Raw genomic sequence first — 24,938 nt, forward strand, 5'->3', positions numbered from 1 at the left:
ACATGCCGTGTGCTAAAATAAAATTGGTGTGGTAGAGAATTGGAGAAAGCCACATCCCTCATGGGGTGTGGCTTTTTCTTTTGGAGGGATGGATTTGAAAATCGCAGTGATCGGAGCCGGAGTGGTTGGTTCACTGATCGCTCGAGAACTGTGTAAGTACGATGCAGAAGTGTTACTCATAGAGAAAAATATGGATGTTGGCTGGGGTGTGACGAAAGCGAACTCCGCCATTCTCCACGCTGGATATGACGATCCAGTCGGTAGTGTGAGATCGAAATTCTGTAGCCTTGGTAATGCGATGTACACAGAGCTCGCCAAAGAGTTGGATTTCGAGATCAAAAGGACCGGTTCATACGTTCTTGCCTTCAACGACGAGGAAATCAGTGTGCTTCACAAGCTTTTGAAACAGGGTGAAGTCAACAAAGTTCCCGGTCTCGAACTTCACGATCGTGATGAGATTCTCTCGAGGGAACCGAGGGTCAATCCAAAAGTGAAGATGGGACTTTGGGCACCAACAGCTGGTATAACGGAACCATGGATGATTGCAATCGCCGCCGTGGAAAACGCACTCGAGAATGGGTTGAAGCTGTTTTTGAATGAAGAAGTCATCGGTTTTGAAAAGTCCAACGGCAAGATCAAAAAGATCATCACCAATAAGCAGGAGCATTCTGTAGACATAGTCATAAACGTGGCTGGTTTGTTCGCCGATGAAATTTCGAAGTTGGCTGGCGCAGAATATGTGCCACTACATCCAAGGAAAGGTCAATACATTCTACTCGATAAGAAACTCGGTAAAATCGTCAATTCAGTCATCTTTCCAACCCCGACGGAAAAATCCAAAGGTATCTTGGTGTTACCAACGATAGATGGTGGTCTACTTCTAGGACCAACAGCCGAAGACTTGCCGAGTGATAGGAAACACGATTTAACCACGACGAGTGAAGGGTTACAGCAGATCAAAGACTTTGTCCTCAAGCTCGTTCCAGATATAGACTTTTCCCTAGTCGTTAAGACCTTCGCCGGCCTGAGGCCAGAAAGTCCACAGAAAGATTTCTTCATCTCAGCCAGTCGAACCGTTCAAAATTTCATCAATGTCATGGCGATGAGATCACCAGGTCTCACGGCAGCTCCAGCGATAGCAAAGTACGTGGTCGAAGATCTCATACAAGATCAACTGAAACTAACGCTGAAAAGAAAAAGAAATTTCAAGTCGAAGAGAGAGGCTATAAAGAAGTACACGCAACTCAGTCTCGAAGAATGGCAAGAAGTGGTTGCGAGAAAACCGTCTGCGGGAAGAATGGTTTGCTTCTGTAACGAGGTGACCGAGGCCGAGATAGTTGAAGCCATCAGCAGAGGTGCTAGAACTCTAGACGGTGTGAAGTTCAGAACACGCGCCATGTTTGGGCGTTGCCAGGGTGGTTTCTGTATGAGCAAAATTTTAAAGATCCTTGAACGTGAACTTGGAACGGACGCTTCGAACATCACCCTCAAATCACCTGGCAGCTGGATCGTCGATGGGAAGGTGAGAGAATGAAAACCGATGTACTCGTGATAGGTGCGGGAGCCGCTGGCATGGGTGCTGCGATCGCTGCAGCAAAGAGGGGATTGAACGTTGTCATCGCCGAGCGTGACGAGATCACTGGTGGTATTCTCAATCAATGCATTCACAACGGCTTTGGCCTTCATTATTTCAGAGAGGAACTCACGGGACCAGAATACGCAGAACGTTTTCGCGAACAACTCGAAAAACTCAGTGACCGAATCAAAGTGTTCACAGACTGTCACGTGCTGAAATTGGGTGAAGATAGAAAAGCCTTGCTCGTCTCACCGAAAGGCATTTTAGAACTTGAAGCAAAAGCTGTTGTGTACACATCTGGAGCACGTGAAAGACCATTCGGTTCACTCATGATTCCTGGAGACAGGCCCTCTGGCATCTTCACGGCGGGCGTCGCACAACGTCTCATGAACATAGACAACAGAAAAGTGGGACACAGGGCTTTGATCGTTGGATCCGGTGACATTGGGATGATCATGGCACGAAGGTTGACCTTGGAAGGAACCGAAGTGGTGGCGGTCGTGGAGAGGTTGCCCTATCCGGGAGGGCTTTTGAGAAACGTTATACAATGCTTGAAAGATTTCAACATACCGCTGTACCTTTCAAGTACAGTTATAGAAGTCAAAGGAAGGGAGAGACTCGAAGAAGTTGTGATCGCGAACGTGGATGAGCAATTTAAACCCATCCCAGGTACTGAACGGAGCTTCAAGGTGGACACACTGATCCTTTCGGTGGGGTTGATACCACAAGTGGAGATGCTCGATGGTCTAGTTCAAACGGATAGAAGAACCAAAGGTGTGGCATGTTCAAACATTGGTCAGTCCTCCAGAGAATGGATATTCGCAGCTGGCAACTGCACGGCCATTTTTGATCTGGTCGATTACGTTACGAAAGAAGGCGAGCGTGCCGGCGAGTATGCCTCACGTTACGCCATGGGAGAACGCTTTTCACAGAACGTTCCGATCTCACCAGGTGAGAACGTCATGCTGACCTTTCCCAATTTCTACAACGCTGTCGATGATCTCACACTTTATGTCAGATGCAAAAAACCTATGGAAAAAGCCATGTTGAAAGTTGGTAACTTTGAAAAAATCTTTGAAGATCTGATACCCAGTGAGATGATCGTGGCCAAAATCCCGAATCAAAAGCTCTCTGGCTTGGACCGAATCGTCGTCGAACTGAAGGAGGTGTGAAAATGGAAAAGATCGTGTGCGTCCTTTGTCCGATGGGCTGTAAGATAAAGTACAATGCAGTCGATGGAAAGATAATCTCGCTCGAAGGTAATCGTTGCCCCAGGGGAGTTTCTTATCTCGAGGATGAGTTGAGGGAGCCAAAAAGGATCGTTCCAACGAGCGTTAGAGTCATTAACGGTGAGATGCCCTTGGTTTCTGTGAAAACATCCAAGCCCATACCGCGCAGACTCATCTCGCAGTTTATGCAGACGGTGAAGAACGTTAAAGTAGAAGCTCCGGTCAGAGTCGGCGATGTGATAATCAAGAACGTTTTGGAAACCGGTGCAGATGTGATCGCCACCAGGACTGTGAAGAGGGTTAACTCAGCTTAATCTCAAATTCCACAGACTTTCCTCACTCGTTGAAACGGCCACCGCTCCCTTCTTCAGTGCTTCCATCACGTGAGCGACAGTCTTGATCAACCCACCAGTGATCACCGGTATACTCGTTTCCTTGCTGATCTGCTCGATCAAGTCTGGTATCAAACCCGGAAGCACCTCTATGTAGTCCGGACGATGCGTCTTGATCTGCGCTATGCCCGTGAGGAGTGATTGCGAATCGAGAAGAAAGATCCTTTGTATAGGTACCAAACCTATCTTTTTGGCCACATCCACCAAATTTCCCTTCGTCGTTATGATGCCATCCGCCATGACTTCAGCTTTCAAATATTCAACTGCACTCTCATCTTTACCGAGTCCCTTCACCAAGTCTAGGTGCACGAACACACTCTTTCCACATTCATGAAGATATTCAACCAAGCGTTTCAGATCGAGCAGATCTCCGTACAGTAAAAACACCGAGGTAGCCAGACTTTCCGCTGCGCATCGCAACTTTTCCTCGTTCCTGATCGCTGGAACTACTGGATGGGCGAAATATCTACTACCACTGTTTTTCATGCCTCTAACCACCTTCTCGATCTTTCAACGGCCTTTTTCCAACCTTTGTAGAGTCTTTGCCTTTTTTCCTCGTCCATATTTGGAACGAATTTTCTATCCAGCTGCCACTGAGATTCTATCTGATCCAAACTGTCCCAATATCCGACGGCCAAACCTGCCAGGTACGCTGCACCCAACGCGGTCGTCTCGTTGATCTTCGGTCTTTCGACAGGCACGTTCAGTATGTCAGCTTGAAATTGCATCAAAAAATTGTTCTTCGAGGCGCCACCATCTACACGGAGGGATTTCAACTGTTTTTGGCACTCTTTACACATCACCTCTATCACATCCCTGGTTTGATAAGCGATGGACTCGAGCACAGCCCTCACGATGTGTTCCTTCCTTGATCCACGAGTTAAACCAAGGATCGCGCCCCGAGCGTACATATCCCAATAAGGAGCCCCAAGCCCAACGAAAGCAGGAACGATGTAGACACCCGCTGAGTCTGGAACACTGAACGCAATCTGTTCCGTTTCTGCAGCATTTTCGATCATTCTGAGCTCATCTCTCAACCATTGTATAGCCGCACCCGCGATGAAAACACTTCCCTCCAAAGCGTACGAGACTGCATCATTCAGCTTCCAAGCGATGGTGGTGAGCAGGCCAGATTCAGATGGTACCGGTTTTTCACCAACATTCATGAGTATGAAACAACCTGTGCCATAGGTGTTTTTGACCATGCCAGGGTGTACACACATCTGTCCAAACAGAGCAGCTTGCTGATCTCCGACATCCGCAGATATGGCTATTTCAACCCCGAAAATATCTTTTTCGGTGTATCCGTACACGAAGCTTGAGGGCAACACTTCAGGTAAAACCGAGCGAGGCACGCCGAAGATTTCCAAAAGTTCCTCGTCCCACGTGAGTGTGTTTATGTTGAACAGCATCGTTCTGGATGCGTTCGACACGTCCGTTGCATGCACTCTTCCACCCGTGAGGTTCCAGATGAGCCAGCTATCGACTGTACCGAAAGCGATCTCGCCTTTCTTCGCTTTCTCAAAAACACCAGGCACATTTTGAAGGATCCATTGAAGCTTCGTTGCGGAGAAGTATGCATCCACGACTAGTCCCGTTTTACTCTTTATCGTGCTCTCAAGACCCCTCACTTTGAGTTGATCACAGAGCTCTGCAGTCCTTCTGCACTGCCAAACTATGGCGTTGTAAACCGGTTTCCCTGTTCTCTTATCCCACACGATCGTGGTTTCTCTCTGATTCGTGATGCCTATGGCGGCGATCTGGTTCGGTTCAATGTTCGTCATACGCAACAGTTTTCTTGCAACACTCAGTTGAGATTCGAGTATATCGTATGGATCGTGTTCGACCCATCCGGGTTTAGGATAGATCTGGGCGAATTCTTGGTTCACCATACCAACCACGTCACCGTTTGAATCGAAGAGTATCGCACGCGAACTCGTTGTGCCTTGATCGAGCGCCAAAATGTAGCGTTGCATCGTCTACACACCCCCATCGATAAATCAAAAAAGACCACACCCCAAAGGGGCATGGTCTTCTCTCCTCTTCTCCGCCACACCGTTTTTATTTTATAACATGAGCCGTGCTAAATGAACATCCTCGTCCTTCGTCTGTAGTTCAGATACTCTTCACCGAACTCTTCCATGAGTTTTTTCTCTTCAACGAGCGCACGATGAACGAACGCGATCGCAGGAAATACGAATATAAAAATAGAGGAAGGTACATGCTGAAAGACGATAGCTAAGCCGAGGAATGAAATGATCTCACCTGTGTAACTGGGATGTCTGATATATCTGTAGATGCCTTTATAAACGAGCTTTCTCTCTTTCGCAACCACTATATCCGCTGAGAAATTCTTACCGAGTGTGAGGATCGCGATGAACCTGAGAATCACCCCAAAACAAAGCACGATCGTTCCAAGAATTTGGTAAAAGCCAAACTCCCTGCTACGCCACGTGTTTCTGAAACTTTCCGGAGAGATAGCCAAGATGACCCCAAGTGAGATGAGCACAGTCATGATGAATTTACTCTTCTTGTCCAGAACTTTGTGATACTCGTTTCTCTTGAGAACAAGAACATAAAAATCCATGATCCACCAGGCAAAAACTATCAACCAAAACGCCAGTTTCATCCAAACATTCCTCACATTCTTTCAAGATATTCGAGTGCTTCTTTCACATTTTCTTCGTGCGCCTTAATGAACAATTGGTGTGGCTTGGTCGATAAAACTTTCAAAAACATCTTCCTCGCTTCCTCTTTGTGCCCAAACTTCAAATGATAAATGCCCAAATACAAGTACACTCCAGAATAATCTGGGATATACTCGGTAGCCTTCTCAAGATAAAATCTCGCTTTTTTGTGATCGTTGAAAGGCCAAGGTGGGCTCATGTATCTGATCCCAAAACCCATCAGTGCTAGACCCAAATAGAGTGGTTCGTCCAAAAGATCGACGGCTTTCTGCATGTGATGATCGAAATCCTTCAACATAGAAAGCTTTCGAAAAACGTCCACATGTTCCATGAGTCTTGAAATGGCTAAGGCGTACAGATAATGAGCTTTCCCAACGTTGACGTCCATCGATAGGATTTCTTTTATAATTTTCAAAGACGTTTCGAGATGTTTCTTCTTTTCTTTCGCATCGCTCGAGAGCATCGCACGCTCGATCAATGCCTCAGCCAACAGCAATTTGTGTTCGATACCATCTGCTTTTTCTTTCAAGACGACTTCCTGCAGCTCATCTATCAATCGTTCTATCGTTTCGACATCCTGCAGGCTCCTTGCCGTTGAAAAGCGATACCAATATTCTTTTTGGTCTGAAACCTGAGAAAGAACGGTAATGTTCGACACGAGCATCATGAACACAAGAAGAAAGAATTTAAGCATCATGGCACCTCATCCCAATCGAAGCTCCAGTCTATTTGAAATGTTATCATACATTTCTTTATTCCAATCCTATAATTTTTGCATTCTGTACTATGATCGCCGTTGTTAGGTAATGAAACTTTCCTGGAAGATGCCACTACCGGAAGGAAGATGGAAAATTGAAACACGAATTTGGATTTCGAGTCGTTCAGATCAAGTTAGGTTTCATTTCCCTTCGCCAAAAGTAACGAAGTTCGCACCTTTCATCCATGAAGGGTCAGTATAATAGAGTTGGAGTTTTGGAGATCCTCTTTCACAGGGAGTGTTAGAAATGAGTTGGATTGTGGGTAAAAAGGAACAAGAGATCGTCAATCTCGTGCGAGAACATCTCAACAGAATCAGTGAAACGCTGGCCAGTTTGACCGATCTGCTCGAAGCTTACCTTTCTCAACAGTTCGAGCGCATCGGTGAGCTGGCCGAAGAGGTCCGAAGGTTGGAACACGAAGCCGATATCGTTAGGAGACAAGTTGAGAACATCATGTACGGTGGGGCGTTTTTACCAAATTTCAGAGGTGATCTACTCGGAATCATCGAGGCGGCAGACAAGGTGGCGAACAAAGCCGAATACGTTGCTGACGTGCTCGAGATCGAAAGACCTTACATTCCACTATCTCTACACGCCGATATCAGAAGATTGCTTGACATGAGTGTGGAAACATACAACGCTTTGAAAGCATCCATAAATTATCTCTTCGAAGATTTGGATCAAGTCGTTGGTTATGTCAAGAAAACGGAGGAGAGAGAACACGATGTGGATGGTATCGAGAGAAGTTTGTTGAGACAGATTTTTGCAATATCCGACATTTCTCACGGCCAGAAGATGCACTTGAAGGATTTGGTGAGGAGCATCGCGGACATCGCAGACAGGGCCGAAGACTGCTCCGACAGAGTCCAGATCGTGTCGCTCAAGAGGAGGGTATAACTTGGAAAAAATCTGTGAGGAATTTGAAAGACTCGTTCAGATCATGGAGACACTCCGTTCTGAACGTGGATGTGAGTGGGACCGTAGCCAAACCCATGATTCTTTGAAACCCTACATGGTCGAAGAAGCCTACGAACTTCTCGACGCCATCGATGAGAAGAACGACACAAAAATGATGGAAGAACTCGGAGACGTTTTACTGCAAGTGATCTTTCATTCCCAGATAGCTAAAGAACGGAACGCGTTCGATGTGCTAGATGTGCTACGAACTTTGAATGAAAAGCTCATCAGACGTCATCCACACGTTTTTGGTGAAAGTCCAGGTTACTCTTATGAACAATGGGAGAGGATCAAATCTCAAGAAAAAGGTTCAACGAAAACTTCAGCCATCGGCGAGTTGAACAAAGCTTTGCCAGCATTGAGCCTTGCCAGAAGGATACAAGAAAACGCTGCGGCAGTTGGTTTCGATTGGCCCGATGTGTCTGGTGCCTTGGAAAAGGTCAAAGAAGAAGTCAAGGAACTGGAAGAAGCGTTGCAAAACGGTGATTCAAAGTGTGTGGAGGAAGAGCTTGGAGATCTACTGTTCGCGGTGGTAAACATTGCAAGGTTTTCCAACGTTGATCCCGAGGTAGCGTTGCGCAAAGCTACTGAGAAATTCGCCTCTAGGTTTAAAATGGTTGAAAATTTTGCGAAAGAACGCGGGCTCGAGTTGAACAAGATGACTTTGGAACAACTCGACGCTCTGTGGGAAGAAGCGAAGGGAGGAGAGTGAAGTGAGAAAACTGTTCATAGCGGTCATGGTGTTGTTGAGTCTGGTCATCTTCGCCCAAGAGACGTCAAAAACGTTGGTGGCTGAGGTCAACGGTAGACCAGTCACGCAAGAAGAACTCGACAGGGAAGCGAACTTGAACAGATTGCTACTGCAACTACAGTCGATCGATGAGAGATTCTACGAAGTACTCACCACCACACCAGAAGGTCTCGCACTGATACAGCGTTACAAAAGAGAAGTGCTCAACAACTTGATCGATCAAATTCTGATAGTTCAAATCGGTGAGAAGATGAATGTCAGTGTATCTAAAGACACGATAGAGAAAATGGTCTCCGACGAGTTGAACAAGACACTCTCTCAGTACAACATGACTGAGAGCGATCTGGATTGGTATCTCAAAACGGCCAATCTAGGAGACCTCGAGACCTTCAAAAACAGATTGAGATGGATCTTCAAAGTTCAACAAACACTTCAACAGATCCAACAAAAAGTGACCGCCAACGCGACGGTTACGGACGAGGAAGTGAAGAAATTCTACGAAGAGAACAAAGAGTTCTTTGCCGTAGAAGAGTCCGCAAAATTGTTGAGAATCATCGTTGAAACGCAGGAACAAGCGAACAAGGTGCTGGAGAGATTGAGAACTGGGGAAGATTTTTCCAAGATCGCCAGCGAAGTTTCTATCGATCCGTTGACGAAGGGTAAAGCCGGGGACCTTGGATGGGTCGAACGGTACAGCGGTTTACTCGCTCAGGAAGTCGAGGAAAAAATATTCGCGACTCCAACTGGTGCGATACTTGGCCCGATGAAGACGAGTGGCGGTTGGGAGATATACCGCATCCTTGAGAAACGACCCAAAGGTTATAAATCACTCGAAGAAGTTTCCACGGACATAAGGAACTATCTATCACAATCGAAAGCGAACGAACTTTGGCAGAGATGGATTCAAGAAGAATTTTTGAAGTTCAAGCAGACCAGCGATATAAAGATCTATTTGTTGACTGAACAACAAGGGGGAACTCAACAGCGATGACACTCAAGACAATAACGATGCATTGGACTGGAGATTCGCTCATACTGATCGATCAAAGAAAGCTTCCCCACGTCGTTGAAAACGTTGTGTGCAGAACCTTCGAGGAAGTTGCTCAGGCAATCAAAGAGATGGTCGTCCGCGGCGCACCAGCCATAGGCGCCGCGGCGGCTTTCGGTTACGTGCTCGGTGCCAAGCAGTTTTCTCAGCTGAAAGGTGAGAAGCTGTTGCAAGCTATGCGTACGGTTCACGATACCATCGCTGGTACGCGGCCGACAGCCGTGAACCTCTTCTGGGCACTCAAAAGGATGCACGAAAAATTCTTGTCGTATCAAAACGGAGATTTCATAACCGTGCTCGAAAAAGAAGCTTTGAAGATTGCACAAGAAGACATAGAGACTAACAAGGCCATAGGCAGACACGGTCAAACTCTCTTGAAGGATGGCGATAAGGTTTTGACACATTGTAATGCTGGAGCCTTGGCGACCGTCGATTACGGTACAGCACTCGGTATCATACGCTCTGCCGTGGAAAACGGCAAAAAATTGACGGTGTACGTCGATGAAACGAGACCTTACTTGCAAGGAGCGCGCCTCACGGCTTGGGAAATGGTCCAGCTCGGTGTGGAAACGATCCTGATCTGTGACAACATGGCTGGTTGGGTGATGAAACAAGGTAAAATCGATGCGGTCATAGTCGGTGCTGACAGAATCGCTTCTAACGGCGACGTGGCAAACAAGATAGGTACTTACACACTCGCAGTGCTTGCGAACAGACATGGTATACCGTTCTACGTAGCTGCACCAACTTCGACGATAGATCTGAGCATCAAAGATGGTTCGCAGATACCGATTGAAGAACGCTCTCACACGGAAGTGACTCATGTTGCTGGTTTGCGAATAGCCGCTGAAGGTGTGAAAGTGTACAACCCTGCTTTCGATGTGACCGAGCACGAACTAGTCAGTGCAATAATCACCGAAAAAGGTATCGTGCGACCTCCTTACGAAGTGAACTTGAAGAAAATCATGGGGGTTGAAGCTTGAGGATAAATCCATTGGAAGATGGCAACATGAAGAGTCATCATGTAAAAAACAAAAAGATCGTTAAAAGCAAACTCTCCGTTCGGGCGAGCGGTGAGGGTGGTTTTCTCGATGTGCTCGAAGAAATCGAAGAAGAAACCTACAATCAGTTGCTCGAAAAAGCCATAAAAACTGTTGTGGATAGGGGTAACGAGCTGATTCGATCCCCGACTCAAGAAAATTTCAAAAAGTATCGCGAGAGCATCAAGCAGTTCATCCAATTGGTTGAAAAGAAACTCTACAAAATTGAGAAGAACGCGGGAGTGGACCTGCACGTTGTGGCGAATCAAATCGACGAAAAATTGAACGAAATAGCCTTTACCTTGCTTCAAGCCGAGAACGGTGCGATAAAATTGTCGGCAAAGATCGAAGAGATCTATGGTTTGTTGATAAATATCTACAGGTGATGCCAGTGGAGGAAATCTTTGAACGTCTCAAGCTTTTCCTTGAGAAGAACATCGGTAGTTCTGTGTGTGTACGCTCGCACGATGACAGCTTGTTGCGTCGAGTTCGAGATGTCATCGGTCATCTCACTAAAGAATACTTGATCTTCGAAGAACCTTCCATAGATGATGTGCGAGAGGCAGAGCAGTTCCTCTTCACCGCATCCAGCGATGACGTAAAGGCAGCACTGTTCCACAGATTTGAGCGTTCTTCCATCGAAGCGATCAACGCTTTTTTGAAGACACTCGAAGAGCCCCCCGTGTACAGTTTGATCGTCTTGACCTGTGTAAAATTTCGTGACTTGCCTCAAACCGTACGGAGCAGGGTGAAGGTGTTCGACTTGTTCGTACCAGAAGATTTTTATAATGGGTTGAGAGAAAAAATCCCGATCGAACCTGACCTGATACTTTCACTCTGTAAAGCCGATTTCGATGTGGCCGCTCACGTGAAAGAAAAAGGCGTAGTGGCTGAACAAGTTCAGTTTGAACCTTCCTCCTTTTTCTCTATTTTTAAAGTTGAAAGATTTGGACCAGAAGGAAAGATCAAAGCTCTATTGATGCTGAACGATCTTTTCAAACGCTTCGCAAACGGTGAGATCGATGATAAAAAGTTTGCCGAGATCTATACAAATTCTATCGAGCAAACCAAGAAGATCGATCTGAACCAGGCATTAGTTCAAATCTCATCTTTGTGCGAGGTACTGCTCGAATACAACGGTGTAAAAGATCTATCTGTTTACAAGTGGTTCAACTCGGTCCTCAAGAACAAACTCTTGAATTTCAACGGTCAACTGACACTTGCCAATCTGCTGATCAAATTGAGACGATCAGCCAAGAGGTGATGAAGTGTGGATATGACAGCGGTCGTTTATGCGATAGAGCTTCTGCCAAAAGGTAAGCTCACCTACTATGCGGACAACGGTGAAGAGATCAAACCGAACGATCTTGTCATCGTCATGACCGAGTTCGGTCTCGACGTAGGTCGTGTGTTGTTCGGTCCAAGAGAACTGAGCATAGAACAGATCGGGAGTGAATTGAAGCCGATCATCAGAAAACTCACGGAAGAAGATTTAAAACAGCACGAACAGAATTTGAAAGACGCCGCAGAAGCTCACGAAATATGTAAACAAAAGATCAAGGAACATGCCCTACCTATGAAACTACTTCACACTCGCTACATGTTCGATCGATCTAGGCTCGTGTTTTATTTCAGCTCGGAAACACGGGTCGATTTCAGGGAATTGGTGAAAGACCTGGCGCGCATATTCAAAACCCGCATCGAACTCAGGCAAGTTGGTGTGAGAGACGAGCTCAAATTCATGGGAAGCCTCGGTTTGTGCGGACTCAGCGTGTGTTGTAGTGTGTTTCTGAGAGAATTCGACAGTGTCACACTGAAGCATGCGAAAGCACAACAGTTGATGATCAACACCGCCAAGATCTCGGGAGCCTGTAGAAGGCTGCTCTGTTGTTTGACTTACGAGTATGAGTTCTACAAAGAGATGCTCGAAGGTATCCCAGACGAAGGTGAAACCTTCGTCTATGAAGGTAAAAATTGCGTCGTTCAGGCCATAGATGTTTTCAAGCAAAGAGTACTCGCTGTATCGGAGGCCGAAGATGCCATGTTCTATGTACCGTTCTCCTACTTCAGGGGAGGTAGCGAGCATGGTAGTACTGGCTAGGTTCCTCATTTTCATCGGTGTTGTACTCTTGGTGACCGGATTGGTGCTGTACGTCATAGGCAGATTCACACCGCTGGGAAAGCTTCCTGGTGATATCGTGATCAAAAGAGAAAAGTTCGTGTTCTACTTTCCCATCATGACGAGCTTGCTTTTGAGCCTTGTTTTGACGGTTCTGTTTTTCATCATCTCGAGATTTGGAAGATGAACTTCAGGAGGGATACGTGTGAAGAGGTTCGACAAGGAAACGGTGAGAAAACTGAAAGAGTTGGCGCGCATATGTCGTGGCGATGTGCTCAAGATGACCTACATAGCTAATTCGGGACATCCCGGAGGGTCGATGTCTTCAATCGAGATCTTCCTGAGCATCTACAGCTTTGCCAACATCGATCCGAAGAATCCTTTCGATCCACTCCGTGATAGGGTCGTCATCAGCCATGGCCATACCTCACCAGGAGTGTACTCAGTTCTGGCTCGACTCGGATTCGTTGATATAGAAAAAGTTTTAGTTGGCTTCCGACACCACTCTAGTATTTTTGAAGGTCACGTCACCCGCGGAATCCCCGGCGTAGACTGGTCTACTGGGAATTTGGGCCAAGGACTGGCAGCCGGTGTTGGATTCGCTCTGGCCGCCAAAGTGAAGGAACAAGATTACCACGTGTTCGTCGCCATGAGCGATGCTGAACAGGCGAAAGGTCAGGTCGCCGAGGCACGTAGGGTGGCGAAAAAGTACGGTTTGTCCAACGTGACGGTCGTCATAGATTACAACGATGCACAGATCTCTGGTCGAGCACGAGATGTCATGCCGGTGAATATAAAGGAAAATTACCTAGCGGATGGTTGGAGGGTCATCGAAGTCGATGGTCACGACATAGAGCAACTACTCTTCGCATTGAAAGAAGCCGTCGAAGACAAGGTCAATCCCGTCGCCATCGTGGCACACACACTCATGGGAAAAGGCGTTTCTTTCATGGAAAACGATGTTTCTTATCACGGTAAACCCCTCACGAAGGAGCAGCTCGAAAAAGCGCTCGCCGAACTTGGCATAGAGAACGATGTTGAAAAATACATTCAGCTCAGAAAACAACTGCCTTTAGTCAAACACGATCCGTTGAAAATCGAATACAAAATCAAAATCAGCGTGCCTGCACCGAAGACCTACACGGAGAAGACTGACAATCGCAGCGCGTTCGGAAAAGCTCTCCTGGACATTGTGAAAGCCAACGTGAACAGTGAAACACCGGTTGTAGTTGTGGACTGCGACCTTGCAGCTTCTACCAGAACTGATGAAGTCATGAAAAATGTCCCAGACAAGTTCATTCAGATAGGTGTGCAGGAGCACACGGCAGCCACCGTTTCGGGAGCCATGTCTGCTGACGGTGTCGTGACGTTCTTCGCTGATTTTGGTGTTTTCGGTGTGAGTGAAACTTACAACCAACACAGGTTGAACGCTATAAACCATACGAACCTGAAGCTCGTCGTCACACATTGCGGTTTGAACGTTGGGGAAGACGGTAAGACGCACCACGGCTTGGACTATATCTCTGCCCCCGCGAACTGGCTCGGTTACAAAATCATCGTCCCAGCCGATCCCAACCAAACTGATAGGGTCGTTCGCTACGTCGCATCGATTTACGGAAATTTTGTGATCGCCATGGGTAGAGCAAAGCAGTCGATCATCAAGCGCGAAGATGGGAGACCTTTCTTCGCCGATGACTACACTTTTGAATATGGGAAAATAGATGTGATCAGAGAAGGGTCCGAAGTGACGCTCATAGGGTGTGGGGCGATCGTGGAAAACTTGGTCGCTGCCGCCGACAATTTCAAAGGTAAAGTTTCGGTCTTGAACGTTTCCTGTCCACTCGAACTCGACGAGCAGGTTTTGAGAAAGTACTGTGATGGTAAAAAAGTTCTCGTCGTCGAAGATCATGCCGCACCGCTTGGCCTCGCGGCATTGCTCGCCAAATACATGATGAGTAAGAAGATCTTTCCGAATCAATTTGAACAAATTGCAGTCGAAGAGCATGCCGTTTCTGGACCTTACGAAGCACTGTACGAACTCTACGGTTTGAGCAGCGTTAAGATCACCGAAAGGGTGGCAAAACTTTTATCATGAAGGAGGAAGAAATAAAGCGAATAATTGAACTGATGGATAAAATTGAATATCGTTTCTACGATCCATCCTTGTTGTTCACAGCACTATGTCATTCTTCTTACGCGCACGAGGAAAAGCAGCGGGGAAGGAAGGATATCGAATCCAACGAGAGGCTCGAATTCTTAGGCGATGCCGTGTTAAATCTGTTGATGGCGGAACATCTTTACAAGAACTATCCGGAAGCACCTGAGGGAACCATGGCGAAGGTGAAAGCAGCCGCGGCGAGTGAAGAAGTTTTAGCACAGGTTGCTAGAGATATAGAATTGAACCGTTACATCTTCTTGGGTCACGGTGAAGAACTGAACGCGGGTCGAGAGAGGGATTCGATCCTTTCAGGATCACTCGAGGCGCTGGCGGCAGCCCTGTATTTAGACGGTGGTTTCAAAGTGGTGGATAGGATTCTGATTCCCCACATTTCTCGTTACGTTTCTCAAATCATCGAAGGTAAAGTCATCTTCGACTATAAAACTGCCTTGCAAGAACTCGCTCAAGAAAAATACAAAGCTTTGCCAAAATACGTGCTCGTTCGTCAAGAAGGACCACCACACATGAAGAAATTCTTCGTTGAGGTGAAATTGAAGGGTCGATCCCTCGCAATTGGAGAGGGACCTTCGATAAAGGACGCTGAAAAGAACGCAGCAAAGTTGGCAATGGAAAAATTGAAGGAGATGGGACTTTGAAGATCCTAGCCGTGTTCTTACCCAACAGGGGTTGTAAGAACAAATGTGTTTTCTGTTCTCAAAAAGCCATCGTCGGTTCCGATGAACCGATGAATCTTGAAGAACTCGATGAATTAGTGGGACACTATCTCACCACCACGGACAAATTCGAAATAGCCTTCTATGGTGGAACATTCACAGCTTTGAGCAGAGAAGAGCAAACGTACTATCTTGACTGGGCTGAAAAGTATATTCGCTTTGGTGTTTGCTCTGGGATCAGATTGTCCACAAGACCCGATGAGATAGATGAGGAAAAAGCAAAATTTTTGAAAACCCGTGGAGTGAGTTTCATTGAACTCGGTGTGCAATCTTTCGACGACGAAGTTTTGAAAGCGAGCGGACGAGGTTACACACACGACGATGTGGTGAGGGCATGTCAAACCCTTAAGCGTTGTGGTATAGATTTTGGAATCCATCTCATGATCGGTTTGATCGGTGATGATACAACCAAAGATATCTCGAGCGCTTGGGAAACGGTCAAGTTAGGTGCTAAAACTTGCAGAATCCATCCAACGCTCGTTTTAAAAGATTCTCCACTCGAATCCATCTATGAACGTGGTGAATACACACCCATGAATCTCCAGGAAGCTATAGAAATTTGTAGCGACATGCTCGCCGTGCTTGAAAGTCACGACGTGCGAGTGATCAGGCTGGGTCTCTACGTGCCCACAGAGCTACGTAAAAACATCGTTGCGGGACCGTACCATCCAAGGTTCGGTGAACTTGTCAGAATCAGATTGATCGAGAAAGTGGCTGAGTTTTTGAAACCAGACATCGTCCTTCACACTCAGAAAGAATCGAGCTGGGTTATAAAACTTCCTCTGCTGAAAGTGGAAAGTGATCGCTTTGGCTTTGTGGTGCACGATGACTTCATCACATGGAAAGATGCGCTGAAATGTTACGCTGACAAACTTCTGCAAGAGGTGATCGCATGTTCGACGAGCTGAAAGAAAAAGCTCTCAAAGAAATCGAGTTGGCTCAAGACTTAACTCAACTTGAAAGAATAAGGGTCACATACCTTGGAAAAAAGGGCCTCATAACTGAACAGATGAGGTCCATCGGTAAGCTACCTTTAGAAGAAAGACCCAGAGCGGGGCAAGTTTTGAACGAATTGAGAGACAGTTTAGAAAGAGCACTGGAGGAGAAGAGAAAATTTTTAGAAGCCAAAGAAGCAGAGAAAAGCTTACAAAAACTTTGGATCGACGTGACGCTACCTGGTGCGATCCGCAGGGTGGGTCATCCTCATCCCATTTCGAAGGTTCTGGAAGAGATAGAGACCATTTTCGTTTCGATGGGTTTCAAAGTCGTTGAAGGCCCAGAAATAGAAGATAGTTGGCACAACTTCGATGCGCTCAACACCCCAGAATGGCATCCAGCCAGAGACATGCACGATTCTTTCTATCTGAAGAACATGTTGCTGCGCACTCACACTTCACCAGTTCAAATAAGAACGATGCTCGCTGAACAACCCCCGATTGCTATCATCTCACCCGGAAGAGTCTACAGGAGAGATTACGACGCAACGCATCTTCCAATGTTCACACAGGTGGAAGGACTCTACGTCGATGAAAACGTCAGTGTGGCGCATTTGAAATACACATTAGAGATCTTCGCAAAACGCATCTTCGGATCAGAAAGAAAGATCAGGCTGAGGCCGAGTTATTTTCCCTTCACAGAACCAAGTTTTGAAGTCGATGTTTCTTGTGGTATTTGCAATGGAAAGGGCTGTCCGTCTTGCAAATACACAGGTTGGCTTGAAATTCTTGGCGCAGGCATGGTACATCCAAACGTTTTCAAAAACGTCGGGTACGATCCAGAGAAGTATACAGGCTTTGCTTTCGGTATGGGAGTAGAACGCATCGCCATGCTGAAGTACGGAATAAGGGATATCAGAGATTTCGTTCGAAACGACGAAAGGTTCCTCGAATGTTTCTGAAAGGGTGATCCTCGTGCTGGTACCATTCGAATGGCTCAAAGAACTCGTCGACATAGATCTGAGTGTTGAAGAACTCGCACACAGACTCACGATGGCAGGCGTAAGCGTGGAGAGAATCTTCAACCCATTCGCTTCAGGAAAGTTCGTTTCCGCTCTGGTGGTCGAAACTTATCCACATCCAAACGCAGAAAAACTGAAAGTATGCAAAGTTTTCGATGGCACTTCTCACCACACAACGATCACCTCGGACATGAACGTGAAAGAAAACAGCACGGTCGCGATAGCTTTTCCTGGTTCGAAATTCGCCGATGGAACCGAGGTCCGTCAAACGAACATAAAAGGCGTTCTTTCTGAAGTGGTGATGTGTTCACTCCAAGAACTCGGATTGGAAGAAAGATCTGAAAGGGTCTATCTGATAGATGAAAAGATCGAACCGGGAACAGATTTGATCAAACACTGGAAGTTGGACGAACCTGTCTTTGATCTGGACATCACGCCCAACAGACCAGATTGCTTAGGTATGGTTGGTATCGCGCGTGAGGTGGCTGTGCTCCTCGATAAAGAACTTAGATTGCCGACACCGAACCTGAAAGTTTTCAATGAACCTGTGGAAAGATTCGTTTCGGTTCAGATAGAAGATCTCGATGGTTGTCCGAGATACTGTGCCGGTTATATAAAATCCGTCATCGTCAAAGATAGCCCCATCTGGATGAAAAGACGGCTTATGGCTTGTGGAATTAGGCCCATAAACAACGTTGTCGATGCGTCGAACTACGTGATGTTGCTCACGGGACATCCTGTGCATGTCTTCGATTACAACAAGGTGAGGGGTGGAAAAATAATTGTCAGATGTGCCAAGCGAGGAGAAGAAGTGATCCTACTGGATGAAAAACTCTACAAGCTCAACGGCATCGAAACACTCATCACGGATGGTGAAAACATCCTCGCAGTTGGTGGTGTAATGGGTGCACACGGTTCTGGCGTCTCCCAAACTTCAAGGGAACTCCTTTTGGAAGTGGCTTATTTCGATCCAGTGAGAATCCGAAAAACCGTCAAGGCTTTGAACATAAAATCCGACGCTTCCTATAGGTTCGAGCGCGGTGTGGACCCGAACGATGCGAACTACGTGATGAAAATTTTGATCAGCACGATTCAGCAGGTGGCAGGTGGATTGAGTGCGGAAGGGTTCGTGGACGTTTATCCTAAAAAAATAGAGCGAAGAACTGTGAAACTGAGGAGAGAAAGACTTCAAAGAGTTCTCGGTATGAACGTGCCAGATGGTCAAGTTCAACGAATACTTGAAAAACTTGGTATGGAAGTTCAGCAAACACCGAACGGTTGGAGCGCGCTTGCCCCAACGCACAGACCAGACATATCGATCGAGGAAGATCTCATAGAGGAAATCGGCAGAATCTTCGGTTATGAAAAGATAAAGAGTGAGGCTCCGCGTGTCCTCACACTGGCTGGTGGCTGGAGCGACTATCAAAAGTTCAGACGCAGGGTAAAACAACTGATGCTCGCTTGCGGTTTCAACGAAGTGGTGAACCTTTCATTCTGCAAATCTTCACTGGTTAAGCAAACTACGAATCAAGAACCTTTGATGCTCGACAACCCCATGGTTGAGGATATGGACTGTTTGAGACCTTCACTGTTGTTTGGACTCATCGATTGCGTAGCTTACAACATCAGAAGGCAGAACAAGGATGTGAAATTTTTCGAAATTGCCAAGGTCTACGGTGTGAGAAACGTGACACTCGAATGTGAAAAACTTGGCATGATAGCCTCTGGAAAGCTTGAAGAAGACGATTACACCGACACAAGACAAGTATCTCTGCTTTGGTTAAAAGGTGTAATTGAGGAAATCGGTAGGCATTTGAACTTAAATTTCGAATTTGAGCCAGCGAAGATAGATTGGCTCACGCCAGGCAGGAGTGCCCTCGTATACCTCAACGGTTCACAAGTTGGAGTGATCGGTATGTTATCTCGCAAGTTCAACGAACTGTACGATTTCAAAGGTGAGGTTTATTTCGCCGAGCTGGACATGGAAACACTCTTCAATTGTTATAAACCTTTCAGAACAGTCTTTACGCCAGCCATGTTCCCATTCGTGAGAAGGGATATCTCTTTACTTTTGCCTGTGGGGAGCAAGGCGGTGGACATACTTGCATTTTTGAAAGAATCGCACCAGTTCGTTGAACGGGTCGGCGTGAGCGATGTTTACACAGGTAAGGGTATTCCTGAAGGAACTGTGAGCGTAACCTTCTACGCCATCTACCGTGCTCCAGACAGATCGCTCACCGATGAGGAAGTGAACGAGCTGTTCGAAAAGACCATCAACCAAGTTGAAGAGAAGTTCAATGTGAAACGAAGATTTTAACCATGCCGTTCGAGTACGATAGAAACAAGCCTTTCAATCTGCAGAAGAAAACTTTTCTCAATTTCAACCTCGTTTCTTTCGACGCCGTTTATGAGACAGATGTCGAAGAGTCAAACCGTGTGTACGTGTACGAATTCATCGCGGAAGAGCCGAAGTTGAATTTAGTTTTCATCCATGGTATCGGTAATAGAAATATCCCTTATCTCCTCTGGTTCGCCGAAAGGTTCAAAAAACACAAAATCAATACGTATTTTCTCATTCTTCCTTACCATTGGTTCCGTGCACCCAAAGATTGGCGGGGGGGAGAGCCTTTCTTTTCGACCTCTCCGAATCACTGCGTTGTGAGGTTTCATCAAGCTGTGAAAGATGTACTCAGAACTCTAGATTATGTTGATAGAAAATCGAACCTTCCCAAAGCGATCATGGGGTTCAGCTTCGGCGGTATGATCGCAACGATGGCCCTCGCAGTCGATAAGAGATTGAAAAAAGGTATCCTAGCTTTCACAGGTGGAGATTGGCGATGGATCAACTGGCACTCATCGCGCACAGAACAACTCAGAAAAGACTATTTGAACTTCAGCAACGAATACGGATGCGGAGATGAAGAAACGTGTATCAAGAACAGATCAGCCTCGCTTGAAAAAATTTCATCGCTCAAGAATATCGAAGAGATCTTTCAACTTCAACCAATTTGTTTTCATTACGATCCAATTTCATACGCGAAATTTGTAGATCAACCGATACTGTTCTTCAAAGGCATGTTCGACAAAATCATCGTCTCTGAGAGTTCAGACCGTTTGTTTGAGCTTCTACCAAACGCTCGACGTGTGTCTTTACCAGTAGGACACAGATCTTCTTACTTTTTGAGACACTACATTCTGAGAAAATCACTCGATTTTCTCCTTCGAGGTGAGTTGATCTGATCTTAGTTCGCTACGGAGAACTAGCACTCAAAGGCAAGAACAGAGGCGAATTTCAAAGGAAGTTGATTGAGTGTATAAAAAACGTTTTAAAGCGTCATGGGTTTGAAGCTAAAATTCATATCACTCAAGGTAGATTGATCGTTGATGCACCCCACCAAGCTGCACAGTTTGTGAAGAAGGTACCTGGTGTCGTTTCTGTTTCACCAGCTTGGAAAATGGAGTACGAAGAGGTGTCAAACTTTCTATACGAACAACTGAAGAACTTCAATCCTTCTTCGTTCAAGATAGAGGCTAGAAGGATCGCGAAAGGCTTTCATAAAAATTCACAGCAGATCAACGAAGAAATCGGAGCTTTCATCGTTCAAAAATTTGGATGGAAAGTAGATTTAGAAAAACCAGAACTCGTTATAGGTATCGAAATGATCGAAGGAGAAGCTTATGTGTTTTTCGAAACATTGAAGGGTGTAGGTGGCCTTCCTGCCGGCACACAAGGAAGATTGGTTCTGATGATGAGTGTCGGCATCGATTCACCAGTGGCAGGGTTCTTGATGCTCAAAAGAGGTGTCGAATTGACAGCAATCCACTTCGACCAAGGTCATGCAGAACATGCCAGATCGATGATCGAAGTTCTGAATGATTATTCCTCTGAACCCATCGAACTCATAGTTGTCGATCACACCGAATATTTTTCACCGTACATCGCTGAGCTTGAAAAATTGAGAAAAAGAGAATGGACGTGCGTTCTTTGCAAAGCTTTAATGCTCAAAAAAGCCGAACAAATCGCGAGAGAAAAATCGGCTTTTGGGATCGTCACGGGTGATTCGCTCGGACAAGTAGCTTCCCAAACCTTGGAAAACCTCTTTTTGGAATCGAGTGTTGTGAACGTTCCTATTTACAGACCACTGATAGGCATGGACAAAGATGAAACGGTGAAGATCGCTAGACAGATTGGCACCTTCGATATCTTCACAAAGGTAGCAAGACACGTCTGCCCATTCAGACCTCGTTCCGTTGTCACACGAGGATCTCCAAACGGATTTAAAAAAATCATTGAAAACTTGATAGCCGAAGGTCTGTGGCCAAAACAGATCTGAACTTCGAAGTGCCATTAAGTGTAATTAAATACTAACAAGCGGTATTCCCAAGCTAAAGAGTATGGTTCAAAAAAGTACGGTATCGATATCGAGGATAAACTCTGTTGGGAAACTTTCCCAGAAGGAAATAGAGCATACAATTGACAAACAGCACCCGTTTACGTTGAATCGAAACTTACTAGAGGTTAGATGTCGCACTCGGTGCAAACGTTGACGGGCTCGACAGGAATTTTGAAAAACATCTAGCCATTCAAAGATTCATCTTTGGAAAGAACAAAGATCTTTTGAGCTGCTTTTCAGAAGCAAAAATCTTAGAAAAATATCCGCGAAATGGTTAAAAATGACTCGGCGAAATTCTTAAAGAAGGTCGAAGTGCAAAGAACATTCTCCCCAACCATCTTTGATCTCACTAGAACTGTTCCACTCTGGTGGAGATTCACCTTGTCAGTTTCCTCAAATTGAAGTGGCCAGCTCTCGGAATTTTCCTAGTCTTTAAAAAATGATTTTATTGGAGGAAAGCAAATGGATCAAATTTTGCAAGAAATTGCAACATTCATTCAGCGTGGGGACTTTCAAAAAGCAAAGCAGTTTGTAGACAAGATCGATTCGGACGTGGATCGATACAACGTGCTGGGCATCATTTTTTATCATGAAGGTAGACTCGACGAAGCTATGGACAATTTCAAAAAAGCTCTCCAGATCGATCCTACGCACGACGATACACTGTTCAACTATGCAAAAGTTCTTTTCGAAAATCACGATTATTTTGAATCGTGGCGTTATCTGACGAGGATCAAACAAAAAACTTGGGAAGTTTACGACATGCTCGGTGATACACAGCTGAGACAAAACAATTTTGCAATGACTATCCACTACTACAGGAAAGCTGCGGAACTTTCAAATCTTCCACAGATGAAAGAAAAGTACCAGCAGGCGAAGGATCAATACAAAAGATCTGAAAAACTTGCCATTTTTTGTTTGCCTGGCTTAGACAACTTCATAAAGGACATCGCTGACATACTTTCGAACATATACGATGTGAAATTGGTCGTGACGACCGACAGCAAACAGATCGTGGAGGCGTACAACTGGTCCGACATCGTCTGGCTCGAATGGGCCAACGAGATGGCCGTGGAGATAACGAACAAATTGAGCAAAGGTGACAAGAAAATTCTGTGTAGATTGCACAGTTACGAAGCCTTGGCAGGTTATCCAGAAAAAATAAACTGGCGAAACATCGATGTGCTCATTCTGGTCGCCGATCACATGCGTGATATCCTTGAAGATTATCATTCGCAGATTTACAAGGAAGTGTGTGACAAGATCATTATAATTCCTAACGGAGTCGATCTGAACAAATTCTCCTTCAAAGTGCACTCGCCTGGTTATAACTTAGCCATCGTTGCACATATAAATCACAAAAAAGATCCTGCCATGTGGTTGCAAGTCATTGGTATGCTTAAAAAATTGGATGAAAGGTACACTCTTCACATCGCAGGAGATTTTCAAGAAATTCGCTATGCAAATTACTTTAAACACTTCATCAAAGACGCTGGCCTTGAAAGAAATGTGAAGCTGTACGGTTTTGTAAAAAATATAGAAACATTCCTAGAAGACAAGAATTATCTCCTTTCAACAAGCATTCATGAAGGCCATCCTTACAATATCATGGAAGCCATGGCGAGAGGTATCAAACCAATTATTCATAACTATGCAGGTGCAAAAACGCAGTGGCCAAAAGAGCTAATATACAACTTCCTAGACGAGATAGTGACAAAACTAACCGATTATGGTTCAGAATCATATCGAAAATTCATAGAAGAAAGTCATTCGATCGAAAAACAGATCCATCGAATTTCAAGTTTGCTGTGTTCACAGAGGTGACTCGCAATGGTTGAGAAAAATCAACCCTCTCTGCTTGATTTTCTCGAAGGTAAAGCTTTTTCAGCAGGTTTACATCTTCAAATACCAGATCAACCATACTTGACACGATTTGAACTTTTAGAAAAACTTTTGAAAAACAAAACCGTTATTCACATTGGATTTGCTGATCATAAAGACCTCATTATGAGAAAGATTGAGAACAATACATGGCTACACAAAAGATTGATCGAAATATCGCAAGAGTGTGTGGGTATAGACATCGACTGTGAAGCTGTGGAATTTGCCCGAGAGAAACTGTCCATTCCGAACGTGTTTTGCTTGGATATCGTGGAGGCTGATCTTCCAACCGAGATTCGATCTGCACGTTGGGATTATGCTTTGCTTGGAGAAGTCATAGAGCACATTAACGACCCTGTACGATTTCTCACTAGCTTGAGAAAAAAAGCTCTTCGGTCTAGTAAATTCAGTGATCATTACGACTCCCAACGCCTTCAGAATCAGCAATTTTGAACTTGCTTTAAAAGGGTTAGAAGTGATAAACTCAGATCACAAATACTGGTTCACACCGTACACCCTGATGAAGATCGCCATAACGGCTGGCTATAAGATTCAGAATCTTTACATGGTACAAAGCTATCACAATCAAGACTATTGGTACCTGGTTTCAAAGATCGCAATTTTGAGAGATGATATAGTTTTGGTTTGTAGCTTCTAATTTTACAAGTGCAGTATCCAGAATCCAAAACGCATACCTTTAGTTCAGATTTTATTCATACATCAAAAAACACAATTTACATTCACTATACTTTAGATTTGATTTTCTCGCTTGTGTTTAATTTCATCGCCAATGCCTGAATTATTCTTCCTCGCGACTTGCAAGGTGAACGAGTGTTGACACAGCTCAACGTATCCTTCTTGGAGTTTCTAAAGACATATTTTCAAAGACGATTTTTGAACCTAGAGTGAAGCGATTAGTTTTCCATTGAGCAATTCAAAATAAAAATAAAATAATAGATGCGAAATCTTTCTCCAAAAGTTGAATGATTTTAACAGGTTGGTAGACTCCTCAAATTCGTCGATCTCTAAAATCTTCAACCTCCCTGCCGATATACATAGTGAAAGCCCATGGGCCCGTGGGTGAAAGAGTGATCACCGCCAGGGAGGCGGTGAAGGTTACAGGGAGGTGTGAAGATGCGTATAAACCACAACATCAACGCGTTGAACGCTTGGAGGAGCATGAGCGAAACACAGTATTCGATGAGCAAAACGCTCGAGAAACTCTCTTCAGGTCTTAGGATCAACAGAGCTGGAGAC

General features: G+C 45.3%; 26 protein-coding genes. 22 read left to right on the top strand and 4 right to left on the bottom strand.

Features of this window, described 5'->3' with window-relative positions; translation table 11 throughout:
* The first annotated feature begins 94 nt into the window (after positions 1-94).
* From NZ875_08535 to NZ875_08545, 3 genes are read left to right on the top strand one after another with little or no spacing between them, the layout of a single operon-like run.
* Positions 95-1,534, top strand: coding sequence for an NAD(P)/FAD-dependent oxidoreductase (locus NZ875_08535; GenBank protein ID MCS7175780.1), 1,440 nt, complete (start codon positions 95-97; stop codon positions 1,532-1,534).
* The gene (locus NZ875_08540) at positions 1,531-2,748 is read left to right on the top strand and encodes an FAD-dependent oxidoreductase (GenBank protein MCS7175781.1); all 1,218 of its coding nucleotides are present in this window, start codon (positions 1,531-1,533) and stop codon (positions 2,746-2,748) included. The genes NZ875_08535 and NZ875_08540 overlap by 4 nt, the downstream gene beginning before the upstream one ends.
* Before the next feature lie 2 nt (positions 2,749-2,750).
* Complete coding sequence (locus NZ875_08545; protein ID MCS7175782.1) at positions 2,751-3,119, top strand: DUF1667 domain-containing protein; 369 nt, start codon at positions 2,751-2,753, stop codon at positions 3,117-3,119.
* On the opposite strand, the gene NZ875_08550 is transcribed toward NZ875_08545, so the two are convergent.
* The 4 genes from NZ875_08550 to NZ875_08565 all read right to left on the bottom strand — a co-directional run bounded on the left by NZ875_08550 (position 3,111) and on the right by NZ875_08565 (position 6,578).
* Entirely contained in the window at positions 3,111-3,683 is a 573-nt protein-coding gene (locus tag NZ875_08550; protein ID MCS7175783.1) for a glycerol-3-phosphate responsive antiterminator, read from the bottom strand. The genes NZ875_08545 and NZ875_08550 overlap by 9 nt on opposite strands.
* Complete coding sequence (gene glpK, locus NZ875_08555; GenBank protein ID MCS7175784.1) at positions 3,680-5,173, bottom strand: glycerol kinase GlpK; 1,494 nt, start codon at positions 5,171-5,173, stop codon at positions 3,680-3,682. Before glpK ends, NZ875_08550 begins: the two co-directional genes overlap by 4 nt.
* Positions 5,174-5,280: 107 nt before the next feature.
* Positions 5,281-5,826: an isoprenylcysteine carboxylmethyltransferase family protein gene (locus NZ875_08560; GenBank protein ID MCS7175785.1), complete on the bottom strand. Its 546-nt coding sequence runs from the start codon at positions 5,824-5,826 to the stop codon at positions 5,281-5,283.
* A gap of 11 nt (positions 5,827-5,837) precedes the next feature.
* Positions 5,838-6,578, bottom strand: coding sequence for a hypothetical protein (locus NZ875_08565; protein MCS7175786.1), 741 nt, complete (start codon positions 6,576-6,578; stop codon positions 5,838-5,840).
* 310 nt (positions 6,579-6,888) lie between these two features.
* Here NZ875_08565 and NZ875_08570 point away from each other — a divergent pair, with 310 nt between their 5' ends.
* The 19 genes from NZ875_08570 to NZ875_08660 all read left to right on the top strand — a co-directional run.
* Positions 6,889-7,539 (top strand): TIGR00153 family protein, encoded by a 651-nt coding sequence (locus NZ875_08570; GenBank protein MCS7175787.1) that lies wholly within the window; start codon positions 6,889-6,891, stop codon positions 7,537-7,539.
* 1 nt (position 7,540) lies between these two features.
* The gene (gene mazG / locus NZ875_08575; GenBank protein MCS7175788.1) at positions 7,541-8,311 is read left to right on the top strand and encodes a nucleoside triphosphate pyrophosphohydrolase; all 771 of its coding nucleotides are present in this window, start codon (positions 7,541-7,543) and stop codon (positions 8,309-8,311) included.
* A gap of 1 nt (position 8,312) precedes the next feature.
* A complete protein-coding gene (locus NZ875_08580) occupies positions 8,313-9,341 on the top strand; it encodes a peptidyl-prolyl cis-trans isomerase (GenBank protein ID MCS7175789.1) in 1,029 nt (342 codons plus the stop codon).
* On the top strand, positions 9,338-10,381 hold the full coding sequence (gene mtnA / locus NZ875_08585) for an S-methyl-5-thioribose-1-phosphate isomerase (protein ID MCS7175790.1): 1,044 nt from the start codon (positions 9,338-9,340) through the stop codon (positions 10,379-10,381). Before NZ875_08580 ends, mtnA begins: the two co-directional genes overlap by 4 nt.
* Entirely contained in the window at positions 10,378-10,824 is a 447-nt protein-coding gene (locus NZ875_08590) for a YaaR family protein (GenBank protein MCS7175791.1), read from the top strand. Before mtnA ends, NZ875_08590 begins: the two co-directional genes overlap by 4 nt.
* The gene (locus NZ875_08595; GenBank protein ID MCS7175792.1) at positions 10,770-11,702 is read left to right on the top strand and encodes a hypothetical protein; all 933 of its coding nucleotides are present in this window, start codon (positions 10,770-10,772) and stop codon (positions 11,700-11,702) included. Before NZ875_08590 ends, NZ875_08595 begins: the two co-directional genes overlap by 55 nt.
* 12 nt (positions 11,703-11,714) lie before the next feature.
* The gene (locus NZ875_08600) at positions 11,715-12,539 is read left to right on the top strand and encodes a stage 0 sporulation family protein (protein MCS7175793.1); all 825 of its coding nucleotides are present in this window, start codon (positions 11,715-11,717) and stop codon (positions 12,537-12,539) included.
* A complete protein-coding gene (locus NZ875_08605; GenBank protein ID MCS7175794.1) occupies positions 12,523-12,744 on the top strand; it encodes a DUF2905 domain-containing protein in 222 nt (73 codons plus the stop codon). Before NZ875_08600 ends, NZ875_08605 begins: the two co-directional genes overlap by 17 nt.
* An 18-nt stretch (positions 12,745-12,762) precedes the next feature.
* Positions 12,763-14,652 carry a transketolase gene (locus NZ875_08610; protein ID MCS7175795.1) on the top strand — a complete coding sequence of 630 codons (1,890 nt, stop codon included), beginning with the start codon at positions 12,763-12,765 and terminating at the stop codon, positions 14,650-14,652.
* Positions 14,649-15,371, top strand: coding sequence for a ribonuclease III (gene rnc, locus NZ875_08615; GenBank protein ID MCS7175796.1), 723 nt, complete (start codon positions 14,649-14,651; stop codon positions 15,369-15,371). Before NZ875_08610 ends, rnc begins: the two co-directional genes overlap by 4 nt.
* Positions 15,368-16,357 carry a radical SAM protein gene (locus tag NZ875_08620; protein ID MCS7175797.1) on the top strand — a complete coding sequence of 330 codons (990 nt, stop codon included), beginning with the start codon at positions 15,368-15,370 and terminating at the stop codon, positions 16,355-16,357. Before rnc ends, NZ875_08620 begins: the two co-directional genes overlap by 4 nt.
* Positions 16,342-17,346: a phenylalanine--tRNA ligase subunit alpha gene (gene pheS / locus NZ875_08625; GenBank protein MCS7175798.1), complete on the top strand. Its 1,005-nt coding sequence runs from the start codon at positions 16,342-16,344 to the stop codon at positions 17,344-17,346. Before NZ875_08620 ends, pheS begins: the two co-directional genes overlap by 16 nt.
* Before the next feature lie 4 nt (positions 17,347-17,350).
* The gene (pheT, locus tag NZ875_08630) at positions 17,351-19,723 is read left to right on the top strand and encodes a phenylalanine--tRNA ligase subunit beta (GenBank protein MCS7175799.1); all 2,373 of its coding nucleotides are present in this window, start codon (positions 17,351-17,353) and stop codon (positions 19,721-19,723) included.
* Between the two features lie 2 nt (positions 19,724-19,725).
* Positions 19,726-20,646 (top strand): alpha/beta hydrolase, encoded by a 921-nt coding sequence (locus NZ875_08635; GenBank protein MCS7175800.1) that lies wholly within the window; start codon positions 19,726-19,728, stop codon positions 20,644-20,646.
* Positions 20,646-21,740 carry a tRNA 4-thiouridine(8) synthase ThiI gene (gene thiI, locus NZ875_08640; protein ID MCS7175801.1) on the top strand — a complete coding sequence of 365 codons (1,095 nt, stop codon included), beginning with the start codon at positions 20,646-20,648 and terminating at the stop codon, positions 21,738-21,740. Before NZ875_08635 ends, thiI begins: the two co-directional genes overlap by 1 nt.
* 522 nt (positions 21,741-22,262) lie before the next feature.
* Positions 22,263-23,624, top strand: a complete 1,362-nt coding sequence (locus NZ875_08645; protein MCS7175802.1) for a glycosyltransferase — start codon at positions 22,263-22,265, stop codon at positions 23,622-23,624.
* A 6-nt stretch (positions 23,625-23,630) separates the two neighbouring features.
* Entirely contained in the window at positions 23,631-24,134 is a 504-nt protein-coding gene (locus NZ875_08650) for a class I SAM-dependent methyltransferase (protein ID MCS7175803.1), read from the top strand.
* Between the two features lie 22 nt (positions 24,135-24,156).
* Positions 24,157-24,339 (top strand): hypothetical protein, encoded by a 183-nt coding sequence (locus NZ875_08655; GenBank protein ID MCS7175804.1) that lies wholly within the window; start codon positions 24,157-24,159, stop codon positions 24,337-24,339.
* A 476-nt stretch (positions 24,340-24,815) separates the two neighbouring features.
* Positions 24,816-24,938: flagellin (locus tag NZ875_08660; GenBank protein MCS7175805.1), on the top strand; the 123-nt coding region annotated here is incomplete at its 3' end.

Source organism: Pseudothermotoga sp. (assembly GCA_025060105.1).
Taxonomy (GTDB): Bacteria; Thermotogota; Thermotogae; order Thermotogales; family DSM-5069; genus Pseudothermotoga_A.